At 37.2% G+C, this 17,311-nt stretch carries 13 protein-coding genes; 6 read left to right on the forward strand and 7 right to left on the reverse strand.

Going from position 1 to position 17,311, the window contains the following annotated elements; all coding sequences use genetic code 11:
• Window positions 1-155: 155 nt before the first annotated feature.
• Both T429_RS0104810 and T429_RS0104815 read left to right on the forward strand, forming a co-directional pair.
• The gene (locus T429_RS0104810; protein ID WP_005773611.1) at window positions 156-929 is read left to right on the forward strand and encodes an NAD kinase; all 774 of its coding nucleotides are present in this window, start codon (window positions 156-158) and stop codon (window positions 927-929) included.
• 145 nt (window positions 930-1,074) lie between these two features.
• Window positions 1,075-2,478 (forward strand): DEAD/DEAH box helicase, encoded by a 1,404-nt coding sequence (locus tag T429_RS0104815; RefSeq protein WP_005773612.1) that lies wholly within the window; start codon window positions 1,075-1,077, stop codon window positions 2,476-2,478.
• 57 nt (window positions 2,479-2,535) lie between these two features.
• Here T429_RS0104815 and gltX (T429_RS0104820) read toward each other — a convergent pair whose 3' ends face one another.
• The 6 genes from gltX (T429_RS0104820) to rpiA all read right to left on the reverse strand — a co-directional run bounded on the left by gltX (T429_RS0104820) (window position 2,536) and on the right by rpiA (window position 10,110).
• A complete protein-coding gene (gene gltX, locus T429_RS0104820; protein ID WP_005773613.1) occupies window positions 2,536-3,909 on the reverse strand; it encodes a glutamate--tRNA ligase in 1,374 nt (457 codons plus the stop codon).
• Between the two features lie 10 nt (window positions 3,910-3,919).
• Entirely contained in the window at window positions 3,920-5,581 is a 1,662-nt protein-coding gene (locus tag T429_RS0104825) for an NAD+ synthase (protein ID WP_005773614.1), read from the reverse strand.
• A 124-nt stretch (window positions 5,582-5,705) separates the two neighbouring features.
• Window positions 5,706-7,085, reverse strand: coding sequence for a class II 3-deoxy-7-phosphoheptulonate synthase (locus T429_RS0104830; RefSeq protein ID WP_005773616.1), 1,380 nt, complete (start codon window positions 7,083-7,085; stop codon window positions 5,706-5,708).
• Between the two features lie 72 nt (window positions 7,086-7,157).
• Complete coding sequence (gene gor / locus T429_RS0104835) at window positions 7,158-8,549, reverse strand: glutathione-disulfide reductase (protein WP_005773617.1); 1,392 nt, start codon at window positions 8,547-8,549, stop codon at window positions 7,158-7,160.
• 202 nt (window positions 8,550-8,751) lie between these two features.
• Window positions 8,752-9,309 (reverse strand): DUF2059 domain-containing protein, encoded by a 558-nt coding sequence (locus T429_RS0104840; protein ID WP_005773618.1) that lies wholly within the window; start codon window positions 9,307-9,309, stop codon window positions 8,752-8,754.
• A 96-nt stretch (window positions 9,310-9,405) separates the two neighbouring features.
• Window positions 9,406-10,110 (reverse strand): ribose-5-phosphate isomerase RpiA, encoded by a 705-nt coding sequence (gene rpiA / locus T429_RS0104845; RefSeq protein ID WP_005773619.1) that lies wholly within the window; start codon window positions 10,108-10,110, stop codon window positions 9,406-9,408.
• On the opposite strand from rpiA, the gene T429_RS10615 reads away from it, so the two are divergent.
• A complete protein-coding gene (locus T429_RS10615) occupies window positions 10,109-10,282 on the forward strand; it encodes a hypothetical protein (protein ID WP_154645784.1) in 174 nt (57 codons plus the stop codon). The two genes, rpiA and T429_RS10615, sit on opposite strands and share 2 nt — an antisense overlap.
• Window positions 10,283-10,448: 166 nt before the next feature.
• On the opposite strand, the gene T429_RS0104850 is transcribed toward T429_RS10615, so the two are convergent.
• A complete protein-coding gene (locus tag T429_RS0104850) occupies window positions 10,449-12,725 on the reverse strand; it encodes a ComEC/Rec2 family competence protein (protein ID WP_005773620.1) in 2,277 nt (758 codons plus the stop codon).
• Window positions 12,726-12,837: 112 nt separating this feature from the next.
• Here T429_RS0104850 and gltX (T429_RS0104855) point away from each other — a divergent pair, with 112 nt between their 5' ends.
• The 3 genes from gltX (T429_RS0104855) (at window position 12,838) to T429_RS0104865 (ending at window position 16,904) form a co-directional block, all read left to right on the forward strand.
• Complete coding sequence (gene gltX / locus T429_RS0104855) at window positions 12,838-14,268, forward strand: glutamate--tRNA ligase (RefSeq protein ID WP_005773621.1); 1,431 nt, start codon at window positions 12,838-12,840, stop codon at window positions 14,266-14,268.
• A gap of 267 nt (window positions 14,269-14,535) precedes the next feature.
• On the forward strand, window positions 14,536-15,831 hold the full coding sequence (gene gltA, locus T429_RS0104860) for a citrate synthase (RefSeq protein WP_005773623.1): 1,296 nt from the start codon (window positions 14,536-14,538) through the stop codon (window positions 15,829-15,831).
• A gap of 320 nt (window positions 15,832-16,151) precedes the next feature.
• Window positions 16,152-16,904 carry a transporter substrate-binding domain-containing protein gene (locus T429_RS0104865; protein ID WP_005773624.1) on the forward strand — a complete coding sequence of 251 codons (753 nt, stop codon included), beginning with the start codon at window positions 16,152-16,154 and terminating at the stop codon, window positions 16,902-16,904.
• Window positions 16,905-17,311: the final 407 nt, after the last annotated feature.

The following is a 17,311-nucleotide window of genomic DNA, read 5'->3' on the forward strand; positions in this document are numbered from 1 at the left end:
ATCTTCTTTCTTTTCTACAATGATACTTTATCTTGAAATAGCTTCTCTTTTTGTCTTCAATACTCTTTTTATTATAAAAAGAGCTTTGATGATAACTTCAAAACTTTCAAAAAATAAGTTACAAGATAAATTATAAGTATCAGGATAATTCTTAAATGACTACATTACCAAGTCGCTTTCATTTTATTTCCGCAGAAACTGAGGAGGCTCTCAAAGCTACCCAGAAATTAATTTCCGTCTACGGTCATTCTTCTCTGGAAGAAACTGATATTGTTGTTGCAATCGGTGGTGATGGAACAATGTTACAAACCGTACGAGATGTTATGAACACTGGAAAACCCATTTACGGTATGAATCAAGGTTCTGTAGGATTTCTTATGAATGAATTTCATGAAAAAAAATTGCCCAATCGTATTGCTGTTGCCCATAAAAAAGAAATTCATCCCTTGCGCATGATTGCAAAAGCTGACTATCAAGAATCGATCGAGGCACTTGCAATTAATGAAGTATCCCTCTTTCGACAATCTTATCAAGCAGCAAAAATTCGCATCACCATTGATAACAACATACGCATGGAACAGTTAAGTTGTGATGGTATCCTCGTCGCGACACCGGCAGGATCGACTGCCTATAATTTATCAGCACAAGGACCTATTCTCCCCCTTATGGCCCCCCTTATGGCCCTCACCCCTGTGAGCCCTTTTCGCCCAAGACGTTGGCATGGGGCATTGCTTCCCAATACAGTAACAGTGCGTTTTGATATGCTTGAACCTGACAAACGCCCTGTCAATGCTGCTGCAGATAATGTTGAGGTTAAATCTGTCCATTCAGTGACGATCTCAATGGCAACAGAAGTAACAGCTTCAATCCTTTTTGACTCAAGTCATTCATGGGATGAACGCATTTTATCAGAACAATTTCGCTATTAATGATTGTATTATGCGCTTTATATGTATATGATTGTTATAGTTGGCTTTTTTTGAAAGTATCTTAATACTCTTTAAGAGTAGAGAGTGTTGGTTGTACTTATTATTGAGATAGCGAAGTTAAAAGCACAGAGCAATTGATAAAAAAATGATACCATCTTTGAATAGTTTTGATGATTTAGGTCTTTCCGCAAAGGTTATTAATGCAGTAAAGTCAGCAGGATATACAGTTCCAACACCTATTCAAAGTGAAACAATTCCTCATGTCCTTCAAAGAAAAGATGTTCTAGGAATCGCTCAAACAGGAACGGGTAAAACCGCCTCTTTCGTATTGCCTATGCTCACTCTCCTTGAAAAAGGTCGTGCAAGAGCACGAATGCCCCGTACACTTATCTTAGAACCAACACGGGAAATCGCAGCTCAAGTTGAAGAAAATTTCGATAAATACGGAATAAATCATCGTTTAAATGTTGCTCTTTTAATTGGTGGTGTTTCTTTTGAACACCAAGATCGTAAACTGGAACGAGGAGCGGATGTGCTTATCGCAACACCAGGGCGTCTTCTTGATCATTTCGAGCGTGGTAAATTACTCCTGATGGGCGTTGAAATCCTTGTTATTGATGAAGCTGATCGCATGTTGGATATGGGCTTTATTCCTGATATTGAACGTATCTGTAAACTAACACCTTTCACGCGTCAAACTTTGTTTTTTTCAGCAACAATGGCGCCAGAAATCACAAAGCTAACAAAACAATTTTTACATTCTCCTGTATCTGTTGAAGTGACAAAAGCATCTTCAACAGCAACCACAGTTACACAACGGCTTGTCAAATCTGGAAATAAGTCATGGGATAAAAGAGCGGTTTTACGAGAGCTTATCCAAAATGAAGGTTCTAAGCTTCAAAATGCTATTATTTTCTGTAATCGAAAGAGAGACATCTCTGAACTTTTTAGGTCACTCATCAAACATAACTTTAATGTAGGCGCACTTCATGGAGATATGGATCAATATTCACGCATGAATACCCTAGCCGACTTTAAAAATAATAAACTTACGCTTCTGGTTGCTTCTGATGTTGCTGCTCGTGGACTTGATATCCCAGCGGTAAGTCATGTATTTAATTATGATGTTCCTACACATGCTGAAGACTATATCCATCGAATTGGTCGTACAGGGCGTGCAAATCGTCGTGGAAAAGCCTTTACAATCGTAACAAAAGATGATCAAAAATATATCAACGCCATTGAAGAAATAAGCAATGAAAAAATTGAATGGCTCAATGGAGATCTTTCGACTTTAATAACCGATGATCAAACAGAAGATATTGTTGTAAAGAAAAAATCTTCACAATCATCAAAGAAAACTGCTGCCAAAGAGCCTCTTGCCCCTCCTAAAAAGACTGTAAAAGAGAATAAAGTAGATTATATCAAAAATGTGAAACGTAAAGAAAATCCATCCGAGCAACAACACTCACGAAAAAATAGGAATTACGTGCCTCTTGGATTTGGTGACGATATTCCTGCATTCATGCTCATAAAAACGCGTAGATAAACCCGTGTTTCATTCTACACGTAAAAATAAATAAAAAATGCTTTTAAAAAGTTTCTCTTATTTCCTAGAGAGTCTTTCTATTACCTTTTCGCGCCCTAAAAGCTGTAAAAGCTTTCCCATTTCTGGTCCATGATCAATGCCCGTAAGTGCTTGACGTAATGGCATAAATAAAGACTTTCCTTTCCGCCCCGTTTTTTCTTTTAATGCTGTCGTCCAGACTTGCCAACTTTCATCCTTCAATACCCCCTCAGGTAAGAAATTGAGTGACTGCTGTACAAACTCACGGTCCTCTCGTGCCACAGTATCAAAACTCTTTTCTTCATGAATAATTTTCCACCACAAGACAGCATCATTGACTTTATCAATATTGCTTCTTATCGCATTCCAGAAATATTCCGCCTTTTCTCCTTTAATAGAAAGATTTTGAAGACGCGTTTTAACGTCATCATAATTTAGTTCATGAACAAGATGACTATTCAAAGTATAAAGATCAGAAATATCAAATTTTGCAATGGACTTTGATGTATTTTGTAAATTAAAATGTTCTAAAAGCGCTTCTTGATGGGGGTAGGGATGCACATTTTGTGATGTCCCAATCAAAACAGCAAGACACTGAACAGCTATCGATTCAAATCCTTCTTCCCGTAGGGAACGAATAGAAAGATCATTGTTACGTTTTGAAAATCCTTTTCCTAAAACTGTTGCCAATAAATTGAAATGACCAAAAACCGGTAATTCCGCATCAAGAGCTTTAAAAAGAGCAATCTGAGCTCCTGTATTTGTAACATGATCATCGCCACGAATAATATGTGTAATGGCCATATCGACATCATCCACAACAGACGGTAATGTATAAAGATAGGTTCCATCTTCACGAATAAGAATAGGATCTGAAAGAGAAGCTAAATCTATCGTCTGATTTCCCTTTACAGCATCATTCCAGCAAACTTCTGTTCGCTTTGTTTGCAAAGGATTATTTTCAAAATTAGGAAGAAGAAAACGCCAATGCGGTTTACGACCTTGTGATTCAAAGTTTTTTTTCTCTTCTGCTGTCAACTTCAATGCTGCACGGTCATAAATGGGAGGCAGTTTGCGTGAAAGCTTTATTTTACGGCGTCGCTCTAATTCTTCTGCTGTTTCATAACAGGGATAAAGCAAACCACGTTGTTTGAGAATTTCTGCCACTTCATCATATCGATTAAATCGTTTAGATTGGTAATAAATTGCATCTGGTTGAATACCAAGCCATTCAAGATCAACAGCAATAGCATCGATATATTCCTGTTTAGAACGCTCAATATCTGTATCATCATAGCGCAAAATAAACTTTCCTTTATGGGCCCGTGCATAAAGCCAATTGAAAAGCGCACTACGAATATTACCAATATGAATATAACCTGTTGGAGAGGGAGCAAAACGAACTTTAACCATAAAAGAATACTCAATTTTTATCGCGAAAATAATTGACAATAGGATAACGACGATCGCGTCCGAAATTCTTGTAACTGATTTTTACACCGGGTGCAGATTGTCGCCTTTTATATTCAGCACCATAAAGAAGCTGTTCAATTTTCTCAACAGTTTCTCGGACATGCCCACGTTGAACAATATCACAAATACTCATGTCATTTTCTACAAGAGATTGCAAAATATCATCTAGAATAGGATAAGGGGGTAGAGAATCTTCATCTTTTTGATTTTCCCGCAGCTCTGCAGAAGGTGCTTTTTCTATAATATTGAGGGGTATGACAATTCCTTCTGGTCCCTTTAAATGATGCAAATAATTTTTATTGCGCCACTCAGCTAATGCATAAACTTGCATTTTATAAATATCCTTAAGAGGATTAAAACCTCCATTCATATCACCATAAAGTGTTGCATATCCCACAGCAATTTCTGACTTATTGCCTGTTGTCACCACCATTGAACCAAATTTATTTGACAGAGCCATTAAAAGTGTACCGCGTATACGACTTTGAAGATTTTCTTCTGTTACATCAGAGGGTAAGCCTAAAAAAAGAGGCGATACTATATTCAAAAAAGCCTCAACAGCTTGCTCAATCGGTATGATTTCATAGTGACATCCCAAAAGATGGGCACATTTTTTGGCATCGTTTAATGATTCTTGTGAAGTATAATGATAAGGCATCATAAGAGTGCGAACCCTCTCAGCACCAAGAGCATCCACCGCCATTGCCGTACACAGGGCTGAATCAATGCCTCCTGAAAGACCAAGAATAACATCCTTAAAACCGTTTTTATTAACGTAATCTTTCAAACCTAAAACACAAGCTTGATAATCAGCCGCTAATCCATTGAAAAGACTTTCTTTCGGACCTGAAACACAGTGCCACCCTGTCGTTGTTCGTTGCCAATGACTCAAAGCAAGATGGCTGTCAAAGTGTTTCATTTGAAACACCTTTTGACCTTGTCCATTTAAAGCAAAAGATCCTCCATCAAAAACCAGCTCATCTTGACCACCAACTTGGTTAGCATAAATAATCGGCACTCCAGATTGTAGAGCTTGCATATGAATAATTTCTATACGTTTTAAGGTTTTATTACGATAGTAAGGAGATCCGTTAAGGACCAGAATAATTTCAGCGCCTTTATCTTTAAGCTCTGTACTAAGAGAGAAATCATTCCAAATATCTTCACAAATGACTATTCCCAATTTTATCCCATGATAAATAATAGGCTCAGGTCGTGATCCGGAAGAAAATAGACGCTTTTCATCAAACTCAGCGTAATTAGGTAAATCAAACTTAAAGCTCTCGGCAATGACTCGTCCTTCATCAAGAAGCATGACACCGTTATAAATATTGCCATTACGCCTTAAAGGAAGACCAATGACAATTCCAGGCCCACCTAGCGTTATTTTTGCTAATTTCTCAACAGCCTCTTCACATGTTTTTGTAAAAGAAGGCTTTAAAACAAGATCTTCCGGCGGATAAGCGCTTATAAAAAGCTCTGTAAATAGAACAAGATCAGCCCCCTCTTCTTTAGCCTTTTGATGCGCCATAACGGCTAGAGAAAAATTCCCTTCAATATCACCGACAATAGGATTTAATTGGGCAACGGCTACCCGAAAGTTATCTTTCATAAGTCTTTGTATCACTTCATCAGTTTGGCAACCACAACTTTATTCTTCACCATCGAAAATATTATTTTTTTAATTCTTTTCGGCCATAATGATCTAAAATAAAAAATGCCAGAAAAATTTTTTCCTACCCACCAGCAACAAGTGCTAATGAATCAGCCACACGATTTTTTTTAAGGAGTTCAGCAACAAGAAAAGCTAATTCTAACGCTTGATCTGCATTTAATCGTGGATCACATTGCGTATGATAACGATCAGATAAGTCATCGATAGAAATAGCATGCGCCCCGCCCGTACATTCCGTTACATCACGACCTGTCATCTCAATATGAATGCCTCCTGGATAGGTTCCCTCTCCACAATGTACTGCAAAAAAATTCTCTACTTCTTTTAGAACATAATCAAAGGGACGCGTCTTATAACCATTGGCAGTAATTGTATTGCCATGCATTGGATCACATGACCATATAACCTCACGCTTCTCGCGTTCAACGGCACGGATGAGTTTAGGCAGATAACTTTCAACCTTATCATAACCAAAGCGCGTAATAAGAGTAAGCCGCCCCGGCTCATTTTCAGGATTTAAAATATCAATTAATTTTAGAAGCTCATCAGACTCCATGGAAGGACCACACTTTAATCCTATAGGATTTTTAATGCCGCGACAATATTCAACATGAGCATGGTCAATCTGACGTGTACGGTCACCAATCCATAACATATGACCAGATGTTGCATACCAATGCCCTGAAGTTGAATCAATACGAGTCAAAGCCTCTTCATAACCAAGCAAAAGCGCTTCATGACTGGTATAAAAAGATGTCTCCCGCAATGAAGAATGCGTTTTGGATGTAATCCCTATCGAACGCATAAAATCAATTGCTTCAGAAATACGCTCTGCCAATAATTCATAACGTTCCCCCTGCGGACTGTTAGAAATGAAACTCAACATCCATGTGTGAACATTTTCTAAATTAGCATAACCACCTTGCGAAAAAGCACGCAACAGATTAAGGGTTGCCGCTGATTGGCGATAAGCCATAGACATCCGTTGCGGATCTGGTATACGAGAATCGGCTCCAAATTCAATACCATTAATAATATCCCCCCGATAAGAAGGAAGCTCGACTCCCTCTTTGCTTTCGACATCAGAAGAGCGGGGCTTTGCAAATTGACCAGCAATACGACCAATTTTAACAACGGGTTTAGAACTCCCAAAGGTTAAAACAATCGCCATTTGCAAAAATACACGAAAAAAGTCACGAATATTATCAGCTTCATGTTCTGCAAAGCTTTCAGCACAATCACCACCTTGCAATAAAAAAGCTCTGCCTTTCGCAACAGCTGCTAATTCATTTTTTAAATCACGTGCTTCACCGGCAAAAACCAAAGGCGGATATCTTCTCAGCTTTCGTTCAACATCTTCCAACATAGACTTATCCGGATAAGTCGGAACTTGCTTAATTGGCCTTTTTCTCCAAGAGTCAGGCGCCCATTCTTTTATCATTATACTCTCTCTAAAAAATTAAGCTTCCAGCTTAGCATATCAAAAACTTTTTACCACACTATGGGGTGTTGTTTAATTCTCTATTTTCTTGCCATTTTCATATATATAACTTGGTTTATACATCGTTACCAACTCTTCTGCCATCGTTGGATGCACCGCCATCGTTTCATCAAAAATATCCTTCGTCAACTTACCCTTGAGAGATATTCCAATAAGTTGCGCCATCTCACCAGCGTTTTCTCCTAAAATATGAGCGCCTACAACAATACGACTTTCACCATCAACAATGAGCTTCATAAACATTTTTTCTGAACTACCGGAAAGAACATTCTTCATAGGACGAAAAACTGTCCGATAAATTTCAAGACGCTTATAACGCTGTATCGCCTCTTCTTCTGAAAGACCTACCGTTCCAATCTCAGGCTGTGAAAAAACTGCTGTTGTAATTAAATCATAATTAGGTTTTGTGGGAATATTTTCAAATGCTGTCTTAACAAAACACATTGCATCATGGATCGCAACAGGTGTTAATTGAATATGACCCGTTACATCCCCTACAGCCCAAATATGAGGGATATTTGTGGTCATTTTCTCATCAACAATAACACCACCAAAAGCATTAACTTCTATACCTGCCCTTTCAAGTCCTAAACCCACTGTATTGGGCATACGCCCTGTGGCTAACATAACTTGATCCGTGTTGATCATTTGCCCATTTGATAAAAGAACATTATAGCAATTTTCTGCCGCCTGCACTTTAGAAATTGTTACTCCATAGAGAATAGAAATCCCTTTTTCAATCATTGCATCATTGAGAAATTGTCGCAAATCGTGATCAAAATCACGAAGAATTAAATCACCTCGATGAAGGAGTGTCGTTTTTACACCTAACTCATGAAAAATATTAGCAAATTCAACACCAATATATCCTCCACCAACAATGACTATTGATTTTGGGAGTTCATCAAGATCAAAAATCTCATTAGAAGTCAGACAAAAATCGACGCCTTCTATGGTCGTATTTGGTGCAACTTTTGCCCCCGTTGCAATCAAAATTTTTTCCGCAGTTACCCGCTCACCCGTAGCAGAAAGCTCTAATGTGTGATCATCAATAAAAGTAGCACGACTTTCATAAATATGCACATTGTTAGTTTCTAACCCCTGACGATACAGCCCTTCTAATCTTGATATTTCTTCATTTTTAGCCGCAACCAACTTTTTCCAGCTAAAAATTGGATCCGCATATTTCCACCCAAAACCCACGCTTTTCTTAAATTCTTTTGCATATTGTGAAGCATAAACATAAAGCTTTTTGGGAACACAACCACGAATAACACAAGTCCCCCCTATACGATATTCTTCTGCTATAGCGACACGCTTACCAAGACCTCCAGCAAGCCTTGCTGCACGTACCCCACCAGAACCACTTCCAATAACAAATAAATCAAAATCAAAAGAGCCCACAAACTATTCCTTCTCATATATTTGTAATGATAGGCTAAAGTCATTTATTATTAAATGAAAGTCTTTTTTCTTTTAAAAGAATATTTTTCTATAAAGCAATAGTCTAAAAGGACAGACTCTTAATAAAATATTAAAAACGGCGGAAAAACCGCCGCTTTTAAAAAATCAGAAATTGCAGATTACTGTCACTATATCAATCAAGTTATTTTTTATTTTCTGGAGCTTCTGATTTTGGAGGTATCGTAGAATTATTCAAATTAAGTGTTTCAGACATTTCTTTTTTCACATTTTCTACAAGATCCTGCATAAGAGCAGAACGCCATACATCAAATGTAGAATAGGAATCACGTGCAATATTAGGAACCTCTGTCAAAAACTTTTTACCAGTATCAGAATTATAAAATGCTGTGATTGCATCAAGCTCTTTTTGAGTAAAATATTTTGCATACACATGAGCAATCTCTTTTTCTAGATCAGAGCGCCTTTTAATTAAAGCAAGCGCTTGCTTATCAACGATATCAGAAATAGCTGTTGCCAAATTCGGATCATCACTGATCAGTTCATTTTTAAAATCATGAACTGCGTTCGGTAAAAAATTATCAAATTGATCCGTTGCATGAATGGCCCTAATCGCCTTTCGAGCTGAATCTAAATGTTGATCACTCACACCTTGTGCATAAACCATTCCAATATTCACAAAAAAAATGATCATTGCACCCAAATATATGAAAAAACGCTGAAAAGAAAATATTATTCTCATTTAATGATTACCCCAATCGCTAATTATAATTTAAATTCGTTATTCTACCCAAAATCTTTTTTATTGTGCTAACATATCACCATGTAAATGTCTTTTCTAAAAATCAAATGGTTCTAAAACTTTTATTTGACCATCCGCCATAGCGACAATTGCACGTGAAGCCAATCCCAAAAAAAGACCATGTTCAACAACACCAGGAATGGCAAGAAGCGCATCCGATAATAATTGGGGCTGCAAAATGCATCCCCAAAATGCATCAAAAATAAAATGACCACCATCTGTTTTAAAAGGATTTTTTCCATCCATTCGCAATGCAATTTCTCCAGAAAGTCCTAAATCCCCCGCGACTTTTTCGATGGCTTTGCGTGTTGTATAGATACCAAATGGATTCACTTCAATCGGTAGTGCAAAAGCACCAAGTCTTTTGACTATCTTTGTTTCATCAGCAATGACAAGCATTGCACGAGATGCCGATGCAACAATTTTCTCATACAACAATGCTCCCCCTCCCCCTTTAATGAGCATCATTTCAGGACCAATTTCATCTGCTCCGTCAATATCCAGATCCAGTTCAGGTATTTGTTCTAAAGTGCGAACAGGTACCCCAAACTTATGACAGAGTTGTTCAGAATATCGTGAAGTCGCAACACCAGTCACCCGCAGACCATCCGCAACACGCTCACCAAGAAGACGAATAAATTCATTAACAGTTGACCCCGATCCGATGCCAAGCCGCATATCATCTTCAATAAATTCAAGCGCTTTAATAGCCGCTCTCTTTTTTAACTGCTGAACATCCATGAATGACTTTACCTTTTATCCGCAAACAACATTTACCACCACTCTTGCCACCAATAACAATGATAATAAAAGGCAGCCTCTTAAACTCAGTCTATCTAAACTTAACCGTCATCTTTCTCTTGAAGAGATGTTACTCGTTATAGAAATATATGATAAGAATAAAATAGGATAATCAACAATTATCTTTTTTATTTCTTCGAGAAAAGTTGTTGGGGCTTTTCCTCATTCACAATGCAATTGATAAACTGATCAATTTAAAAAACGTAAAAATGTATCAGAAAAATCTTCTGTTATTTTTTGTTTTGTCAAGTATCCAGATATGAAAAAAATGCGATAAATTATGGGATTTTTTGTGAATGCTGTCTGTGCATATTCCACGGTCTATGAAACCCTCGTGAAGACCAAATAATATCCCCGCCTTTAGTCACCATAACGCTTCCTCGTGATAATACTTGTTGAGGCGTAAAGGTTATTTTTGCCTTCTTATGACATGTTGGATTCTGCATTACAAATGTCTGAATGAGGATATCTGCCTCTATACAGTGATCTATTTTTTCACGTAAAATGATAATTTTTAATCCATTCTCTAATAAGGATGTGCATATATAATGATCACAAATAAATTGTCCAAGAAACGAAGGACCATACTTTGTTGGTTTAATTGTTTCATTCAAATGAAATGACTTTTTCCAGATGGATGTCGTAAACTTAGAATAATGGTAACGATCAATATATAATTTTTTATCCTGGATAACACCCACAAAACGCATATTATCTGCTATAATCAATTGTACAGGTGAATGCATTATACAAATAGAAATACCAGCTACAATAAAAAGATTAAAAAAGAGCCTGATGGGTGTTCTGCAAAAAGTCAGTCCAACCAAGCCTATGCTCAATAAAACTAACGCAGACAACGGCATAAAACCAGGATTCAAATCAGGAGAAATAGTCTTGATAGCATGTGCAATCTTTATCACAAGATCAACACCAAATCCCATAATTTGAAGAGGAAGCCATTCGAATCCTCCTAACATTGCAAGAACTGCGATTAATCCGAAAGGGATAACCAAAATTGAGATGATAGGCAAAGCAAAAGCATTACTGATAATGCTTAAAGATGCCATATTAGAAAAATGATAAGCAGCATAAATTCCACTTGCACTCCCTGCTATAAGCGAAGATGCACATGTTGAAAATATTGATATAAAAGCGAAATTTATCACTTTTTCTCCAACATAAGAGGAGATTATTTTTCTTGTACGAAAAAGTGACCTTCTGCTCCACCAATCAAAAAAAGCAATCAAAGCAGCCGTCGCAGAAAAAGACATTTGAAAGCTAGGACCTAATATTTCATGGGGTCTAATCGCTAGAGTTATCAACCCCGCAATAGAAAAATTACGCATTGTGATAGCTGAGCGATTACATAATATAGCAACCAACATGACAGCAATCATCACAAAACTTCTTTGTGCTGATATTGCTAAGCCCGACAAGAGTAAATAAAAAGCTGTTATCATAAATGCAACGATAGCAGCCAATTTTTTACTGGAATAATAGGAAGAAAAAACTGGAAAAAATGCTAAAAAGCTACGGATAGTCAAAAGAACTAGTCCGCTCAACAGAGCCATATGTAAACCTGATATGGATAAAATATGGGCTAATCCAGCCACACGCAGTGCCTCATTTGTCTCATTTGAAATACCAGCACGCTGTCCTGTTATGAGAGCTGCCGCAACACTTCCCTTTTCTCCTTCAAGGGCTAGACGGATTCTTTGTGTCATCTTCATGCGTAAATTTTCAATTTTCTGCAGAACAATAGCGAATATTCCATCAGACTGCGAAATGGATATTTTTCTTGGTTTTCCTAAATAAACGCCTTGCGCCCCAATCCCTTTAAAATAATTATGAAAACTAAAATCGTAGCCTCCTGGACGCACCGGTCCAGAGAATGCACGAAGCTTAACCTTCCCATAGAGTCCATCACCAATTACTAATCCAGATGGCAAATATCTTGCCGATAAACGAACACGATGAAGACTATGGTGTAATATGGGCTTTTCTGTACTTACAACATCCAAGACTAAACGAAATCCCCCTTTGGGGACTGATTCAATAGAAACAATTCTTCCCGTTAATGTAGTGACAATATCTCTGCTTAACATGGGTGTTGCAATACGCCATGTTTCTATTTTTGCCGCCAAAGCTCCCAATACAATACAAAACAAAAATCCCACGAGAATCCATATTTTTCGATAAAAACGCGCAATATAGAATATTCCCCAAAAGATGCTAACCAATGCCCCCAATTGTTCCCAACTTGGCTCCTGTTCTAAATGAAAATAAAAAATGATTCCTAGGGAAAAAAAGACTAAAATCAGTGAAAAATGGATACCAAAAGAAACTTCTTTATCAATACAATCCGCTAACCATTTTCTAATAACGATGATTGCTTCTTTGAAAGGCATCAATAAAAAAAGATTTTGTTGGTTATAAATACTATTCTTTGTATCATCACAGCTAGAAAAAATACTCCGCCCTATTTGACATGCGTTTTTTCTTTCTATAACAGATTTTACGGATAAACTCTTTTTAACTTTGCTTTGATTAAACATCCGCCCCCCACTTTAACGCGCAATGCGGCTATTCACACCCCGTTACCTATGCTAACATAACTTTTCTATAAAGTTCCATAAGTAATATCTCAATTTAAAGGAAAATATACTCGTGTCTGTTATTACTCGCTTTGCTCCCTCTCCCACAGGATTCCTTCATATTGGTGGCGCTCGTACTGCTCTTTTTAATTGGCTTTATGCAAAACATACCGGTGGAAAAATGCTTCTACGTATTGAAGATACAGACCGAGAACGCTCAACAGAAGCAGCTGTAAAAGCCATTATAGATGGCTTACACTGGATGGGACTTAGTTATGATGGTTCCCCTATTTCACAATTCGAACGTGCAGAACGTCACCGCCAAATCGCCGAACAGTTGGTCAAAAATGGCAAAGCATATTATTGTTATGCCTCACCTGAAGAGTTAGCTGAAATGCGTGAAAAAGCCCGTGCAGAAGGACGCCCTCCTCGTTATGATGGACGTTGGCGTAACCGAGACATTTCTGAAGCGCCTCAAGGTATCAAACCTGTTATTCGCATCAAAGCCCCTGAAGAAGGAGAAACAGTTGTACACGACCGTGTTCAAGGTGATGTTCGTTTTCCTAATAAAGATTTAGATGACTTTATTATTTTGCGTTCTGATGGTTCGCCTACCTATATGCACGCTGTTGTCGTTGATGATCACGATATGGGTGTCACACATATCATACGGGGTGATGATCATCTAACCAATGCAGCCCGACAAACGATCATCTTTAAAGCTATGGGTTGGGATATTCCTGTTATGGCCCATATTCCTCTTATCCATGGTGAAAACGGTGCAAAATTATCAAAGCGGCATGGTGCGCTCGGTGTTGATGCTTATCGAACAATGGGATACCTTCCTGCTGCTTTGCGCAATTACCTTGTCCGTTTAGGGTGGAGCCATGGTGATGACGAACTCATGTCACTTAAAGATATGATTTCTTGGTTTGATATTGAAGATATTAACAAAGGTGCTGCTCGTTTCGACCTCAAAAAGCTTGATTCCATCAACGGACATTATATGCGCATGAGCAAGGATCAAGAACTTTTTGATGCTGCTCTTGATATTCTACCAGAAACCGATGGGGGAGCACAAATCATTGAAAGACTTGATGAACAACGTCGTGTTCAATTTTTTAAAGCAATCCCACATTTGAAAGAGCGTTCAAAAACACTGTGCGAACTGATTGACAATGCCTCATTCATTTTTACGCAAAGACCATTAAAGCTTAATGAAAAGGCACAGACTCTCTTGGATAAAAATGGACGAACCATTTTAAATGATCTTTATTTTGCCCTGAAAGCTTGCCCCTCTTGGGATACAAAAGCCCTTGATGAAACTCTTCGCTCTTATATCCAAACACAGAATCTTAAATTTGGATCGATTGCTCAGCCACTTCGTGCAGCTCTTACAGGGTGTACCACATCGCCAGGTGTTTTGGATGTTCTTACTTTATTGGGACGCGATGAATCTCTTCATCGCATCAATGATCAGCTTATCACAACAATAGGTTCATAATGTGTACTGAGTATATCTCTTTACATGAGTATCTCATGTAGATACTTCAACGCAATCTAAAAGAGTTTTTTTATTTTATATCATTGAAATACAGTTTTTATTGAGTAATAATGATCAATAATGAAATATTTTTAGATTGCATGTCCTCATTTTTAGAGGCAATCTACCCTCAATATAAGTAAGAAAAGCTTCAATTATTATATATCTCGCACTCTCATGAAGCAGAGTTTTAATTTATAGAAGAGAAGGATCTGAAAGGAATACCGAATGTCTGAGAATAACGCACATATTATTGTGAACGATAAAAAAGTAGAACTTCCCCTGCGTAAAGGCACGAGTGGACCCGAGGTTATCGAAATCGCTTCTCTCTACAAAAAAACCAATATTTTTACTTATGATCCTGGTTTTACTTCAACAGCTTCTTGTGAATCAAAAATTACTTACATTGATGGCGATAAAGGAATATTGCTTTATCGTGGATACCCTATCGACCAATTAGCTGAAAAAGGTGACTTCCTCGAAAGTTGTTATCTTCTTCTTTATGGGGAACTCCCAACACAGCAAGAAAAAAATGACTTTGATCGATGTATCATGCAGCATACAATGGTCCACGAACAATTTTCACGCTTTTTCCACGGCTTTCGTCGTGACTCCCATCCCATGGCTGTCATGGTTGCCTGCCTTGGTGCTATGTCTGCGTTCTATCACGACTCTATTGATATTACAGATCCTCACCAGAGAATGATTGCTTCTGTTCGTCTGATCTCAAAAGTACCAACACTTGCTGCTATGGCCTATAAATATAGTATTGGACAAGCATTTGTTTATCCACGCAATGATCTTAGTTATGCTGCAAATTTCCTCCGTATGTGTTTTGCTGTTCCTTGTGAAGAATATAAAATAAACCCTGTGCTTGCCCGAGCAATGGATCAAATCTTTATCCTTCATGCAGATCATGAACAAAATGCTTCTACATCGACAGTCCGTCTTGCTGGATCATCAGGGGCTAATCCGTTTGCCTGTATTGCAGCAGGTGTTGCATGCCTTTGGGGGCCAGCCCATGGTGGCGCCAATGAAGCATGCCTAAAAATGCTACAGGAAATCGGTTCTATTAAAAGAATTCCTGAATTTATTGCTCGTGCAAAAGATAAAAATGATCCTTTCCGCCTTATGGGCTTTGGTCACCGTGTCTATAAAAATTATGACCCACGTGCAAAAATCATGCAAAAAACTTGTCATGAAGTTTTAAAAGAGCTCAATATTCAAGATGATCCGCTTCTTGATATTGCAATAGAACTGGAAAAAATTGCCTTAAGTGATGAATACTTTATTGAGAAAAAGCTTTATCCCAACGTTGATTTCTATTCCGGTATTACATTAAAAGCTCTAGGCTTTCCAACCGAAATGTTTACTGTTCTTTTTGCATTAGCACGCAGTGTCGGGTGGGTAGCACAGTGGAAAGAAATGATTGAAGATCCTGCACAAAAAATTGGTCGTCCTCGACAACTCTATACAGGCTATGCTACGCGTGACTATGTTCCTATAGATAAGCGTGTTAATTAAAGAAAGAAATCAATAAAGCTTCAGTAAACTGAAGCTTTATTGTAAATGATTAAAAACATCCTTTAAAATTTTTTAAAAAGGTAATTAATTAATTTTAAATAAAACTATTATTATTCATTCCATCATTAACAAGAACTTTCCTTCTTTCCTGTATTTCTCCCGTCATACTTTATACCAATAACTCATTTTTTTGACTGTAATTTAGCGTAATGATAGCAAAATGGAGACAGATAAATTTTTACATTGCTCCTAAAGAGCTTACAGATTATAAAAATGCCTCATAGTTTTATATTTGTCAGCTTATTGAATAGGAGAACATAATGAAGTTATTACGAAAAGCTCTTATAATAAGCGCAACACTCTTTACTTTATCGGCGAATTCTCAAACACTTAAAATTGCAAGTGATGCTTCTTATCCCCCGTTTAGTTATATTGATTCAAATAATGAGCTTAAAGGGTTTGATATTGATATATCTTATGCCCTTTGTGAAAAAATGAATATTGAATGTACAATTGTCACGCAAGACTTCGAGGGGATGATTCCCGGCCTTCTAGCCAAAAAATATGATGCGATTGTTTCTTCCCTTTCTCCTACAAAAGAGCGCTTACAAAAAATTGGTTTTACAGATCCTTACTACAACACAGTACTGGCTATCATTGTTACCAAAAATTCGGGGATTACAGAAATCTCAACACAAGCCTTTAGAGGTAAAAATCTTGGTGTACAATCGAATACAACACAAGCTGCCTATGCAGAGGATCATTACGCCTCTGAAGGCGTGAATATCAAACTTTATCCTACAGCAATAGAAGTTCATCGTGATCTTTTAAGCCATCGGCTTGATATCATCATCTTTGATAAAGTAAAGGCATTAAATTGGCTTGAGAATGAAGGAAAAGATTGCTGTAAGCTTCTAGGAACTTTGGAAGAAACAAAATTTCCTGTTTCAATTGCACTGCGTCAAAACAATAATGATCTTAAAAATAAGTTCAATGAAGCAATAAAAGAAATCCGTTTGGATGGAACTTATGAAAAAATTATGAGAAAATATTTTACATTCGATATCAATTAGATTTGAATCTTTTGAAGAAATGTCTTTTAACTTTTTGTTGGGCATGAAAAAATAGGTGAAAATTCAGCATTTTTATAAGAAGAATTTACATCTATCAAAAGAATTATTTTTTTCTCGATAGTTAAATGTTTATGAAATCCAATGACAACAATGAGGTTGTCTTATCTACATCTAATTTTATATTTAAATTGAATAGCCTTGCCTTGAAAGAAAATCTCTCAGTTTTTACTTATGAAATGATGTAAACTTAGCATTTCATAAAAATTAAGCCTTGTACAGAGTAAGATATTTATTCTTCTTTCAATCAATAAAAAAGATAATTTTTTGATAATAATGTCTAATATCATAATCTAAAATAAATACCGATAAATTTTTGCATTGCTCCAGAAAAGCTTACAGATTATAAA

Source organism: Bartonella elizabethae F9251 = ATCC 49927 (genome assembly GCF_000518165.1).
Taxonomy (GTDB): domain Bacteria; phylum Pseudomonadota; class Alphaproteobacteria; order Rhizobiales; family Rhizobiaceae; genus Bartonella; species Bartonella elizabethae.

What these genes read in the sequence shown, in the direction of transcription:
- rpiA (WP_005773619.1), bottom strand. Translation starts at nt 10,110, where the DNA reads ATGGATGTTCAGCAGTTAAAAAAGAGAGCGGCTATTAAAGCGCTTGAA.
- T429_RS0104825 (WP_005773614.1), bottom strand. Translation starts at nt 5,581, where the DNA reads ATGAAAGATAACTTTCGGGTAGCCGTTGCCCAATTAAATCCTATTGTC.
- gltA (WP_005773623.1), top strand. Translation starts at nt 14,536, where the DNA reads ATGTCTGAGAATAACGCACATATTATTGTGAACGATAAAAAAGTAGAA.
- T429_RS10615 (WP_154645784.1), top strand. Translation starts at nt 10,109, where the DNA reads ATGAATGACTTTACCTTTTATCCGCAAACAACATTTACCACCACTCTT.
- T429_RS0104840 (WP_005773618.1), bottom strand. Translation starts at nt 9,309, where the DNA reads ATGAGAATAATATTTTCTTTTCAGCGTTTTTTCATATATTTGGGTGCA.
- gltX (WP_005773613.1), bottom strand. Translation starts at nt 3,909, where the DNA reads ATGGTTAAAGTTCGTTTTGCTCCCTCTCCAACAGGTTATATTCATATT.
- T429_RS0104810 (WP_005773611.1), top strand. Translation starts at nt 156, where the DNA reads ATGACTACATTACCAAGTCGCTTTCATTTTATTTCCGCAGAAACTGAG.
- T429_RS0104815 (WP_005773612.1), top strand. Translation starts at nt 1,075, where the DNA reads ATGATACCATCTTTGAATAGTTTTGATGATTTAGGTCTTTCCGCAAAG.
- T429_RS0104865 (WP_005773624.1), top strand. Translation starts at nt 16,152, where the DNA reads ATGAAGTTATTACGAAAAGCTCTTATAATAAGCGCAACACTCTTTACT.
- T429_RS0104830 (WP_005773616.1), bottom strand. Translation starts at nt 7,085, where the DNA reads ATGATAAAAGAATGGGCGCCTGACTCTTGGAGAAAAAGGCCAATTAAG.
- T429_RS0104850 (WP_005773620.1), bottom strand. Translation starts at nt 12,725, where the DNA reads ATGTTTAATCAAAGCAAAGTTAAAAAGAGTTTATCCGTAAAATCTGTT.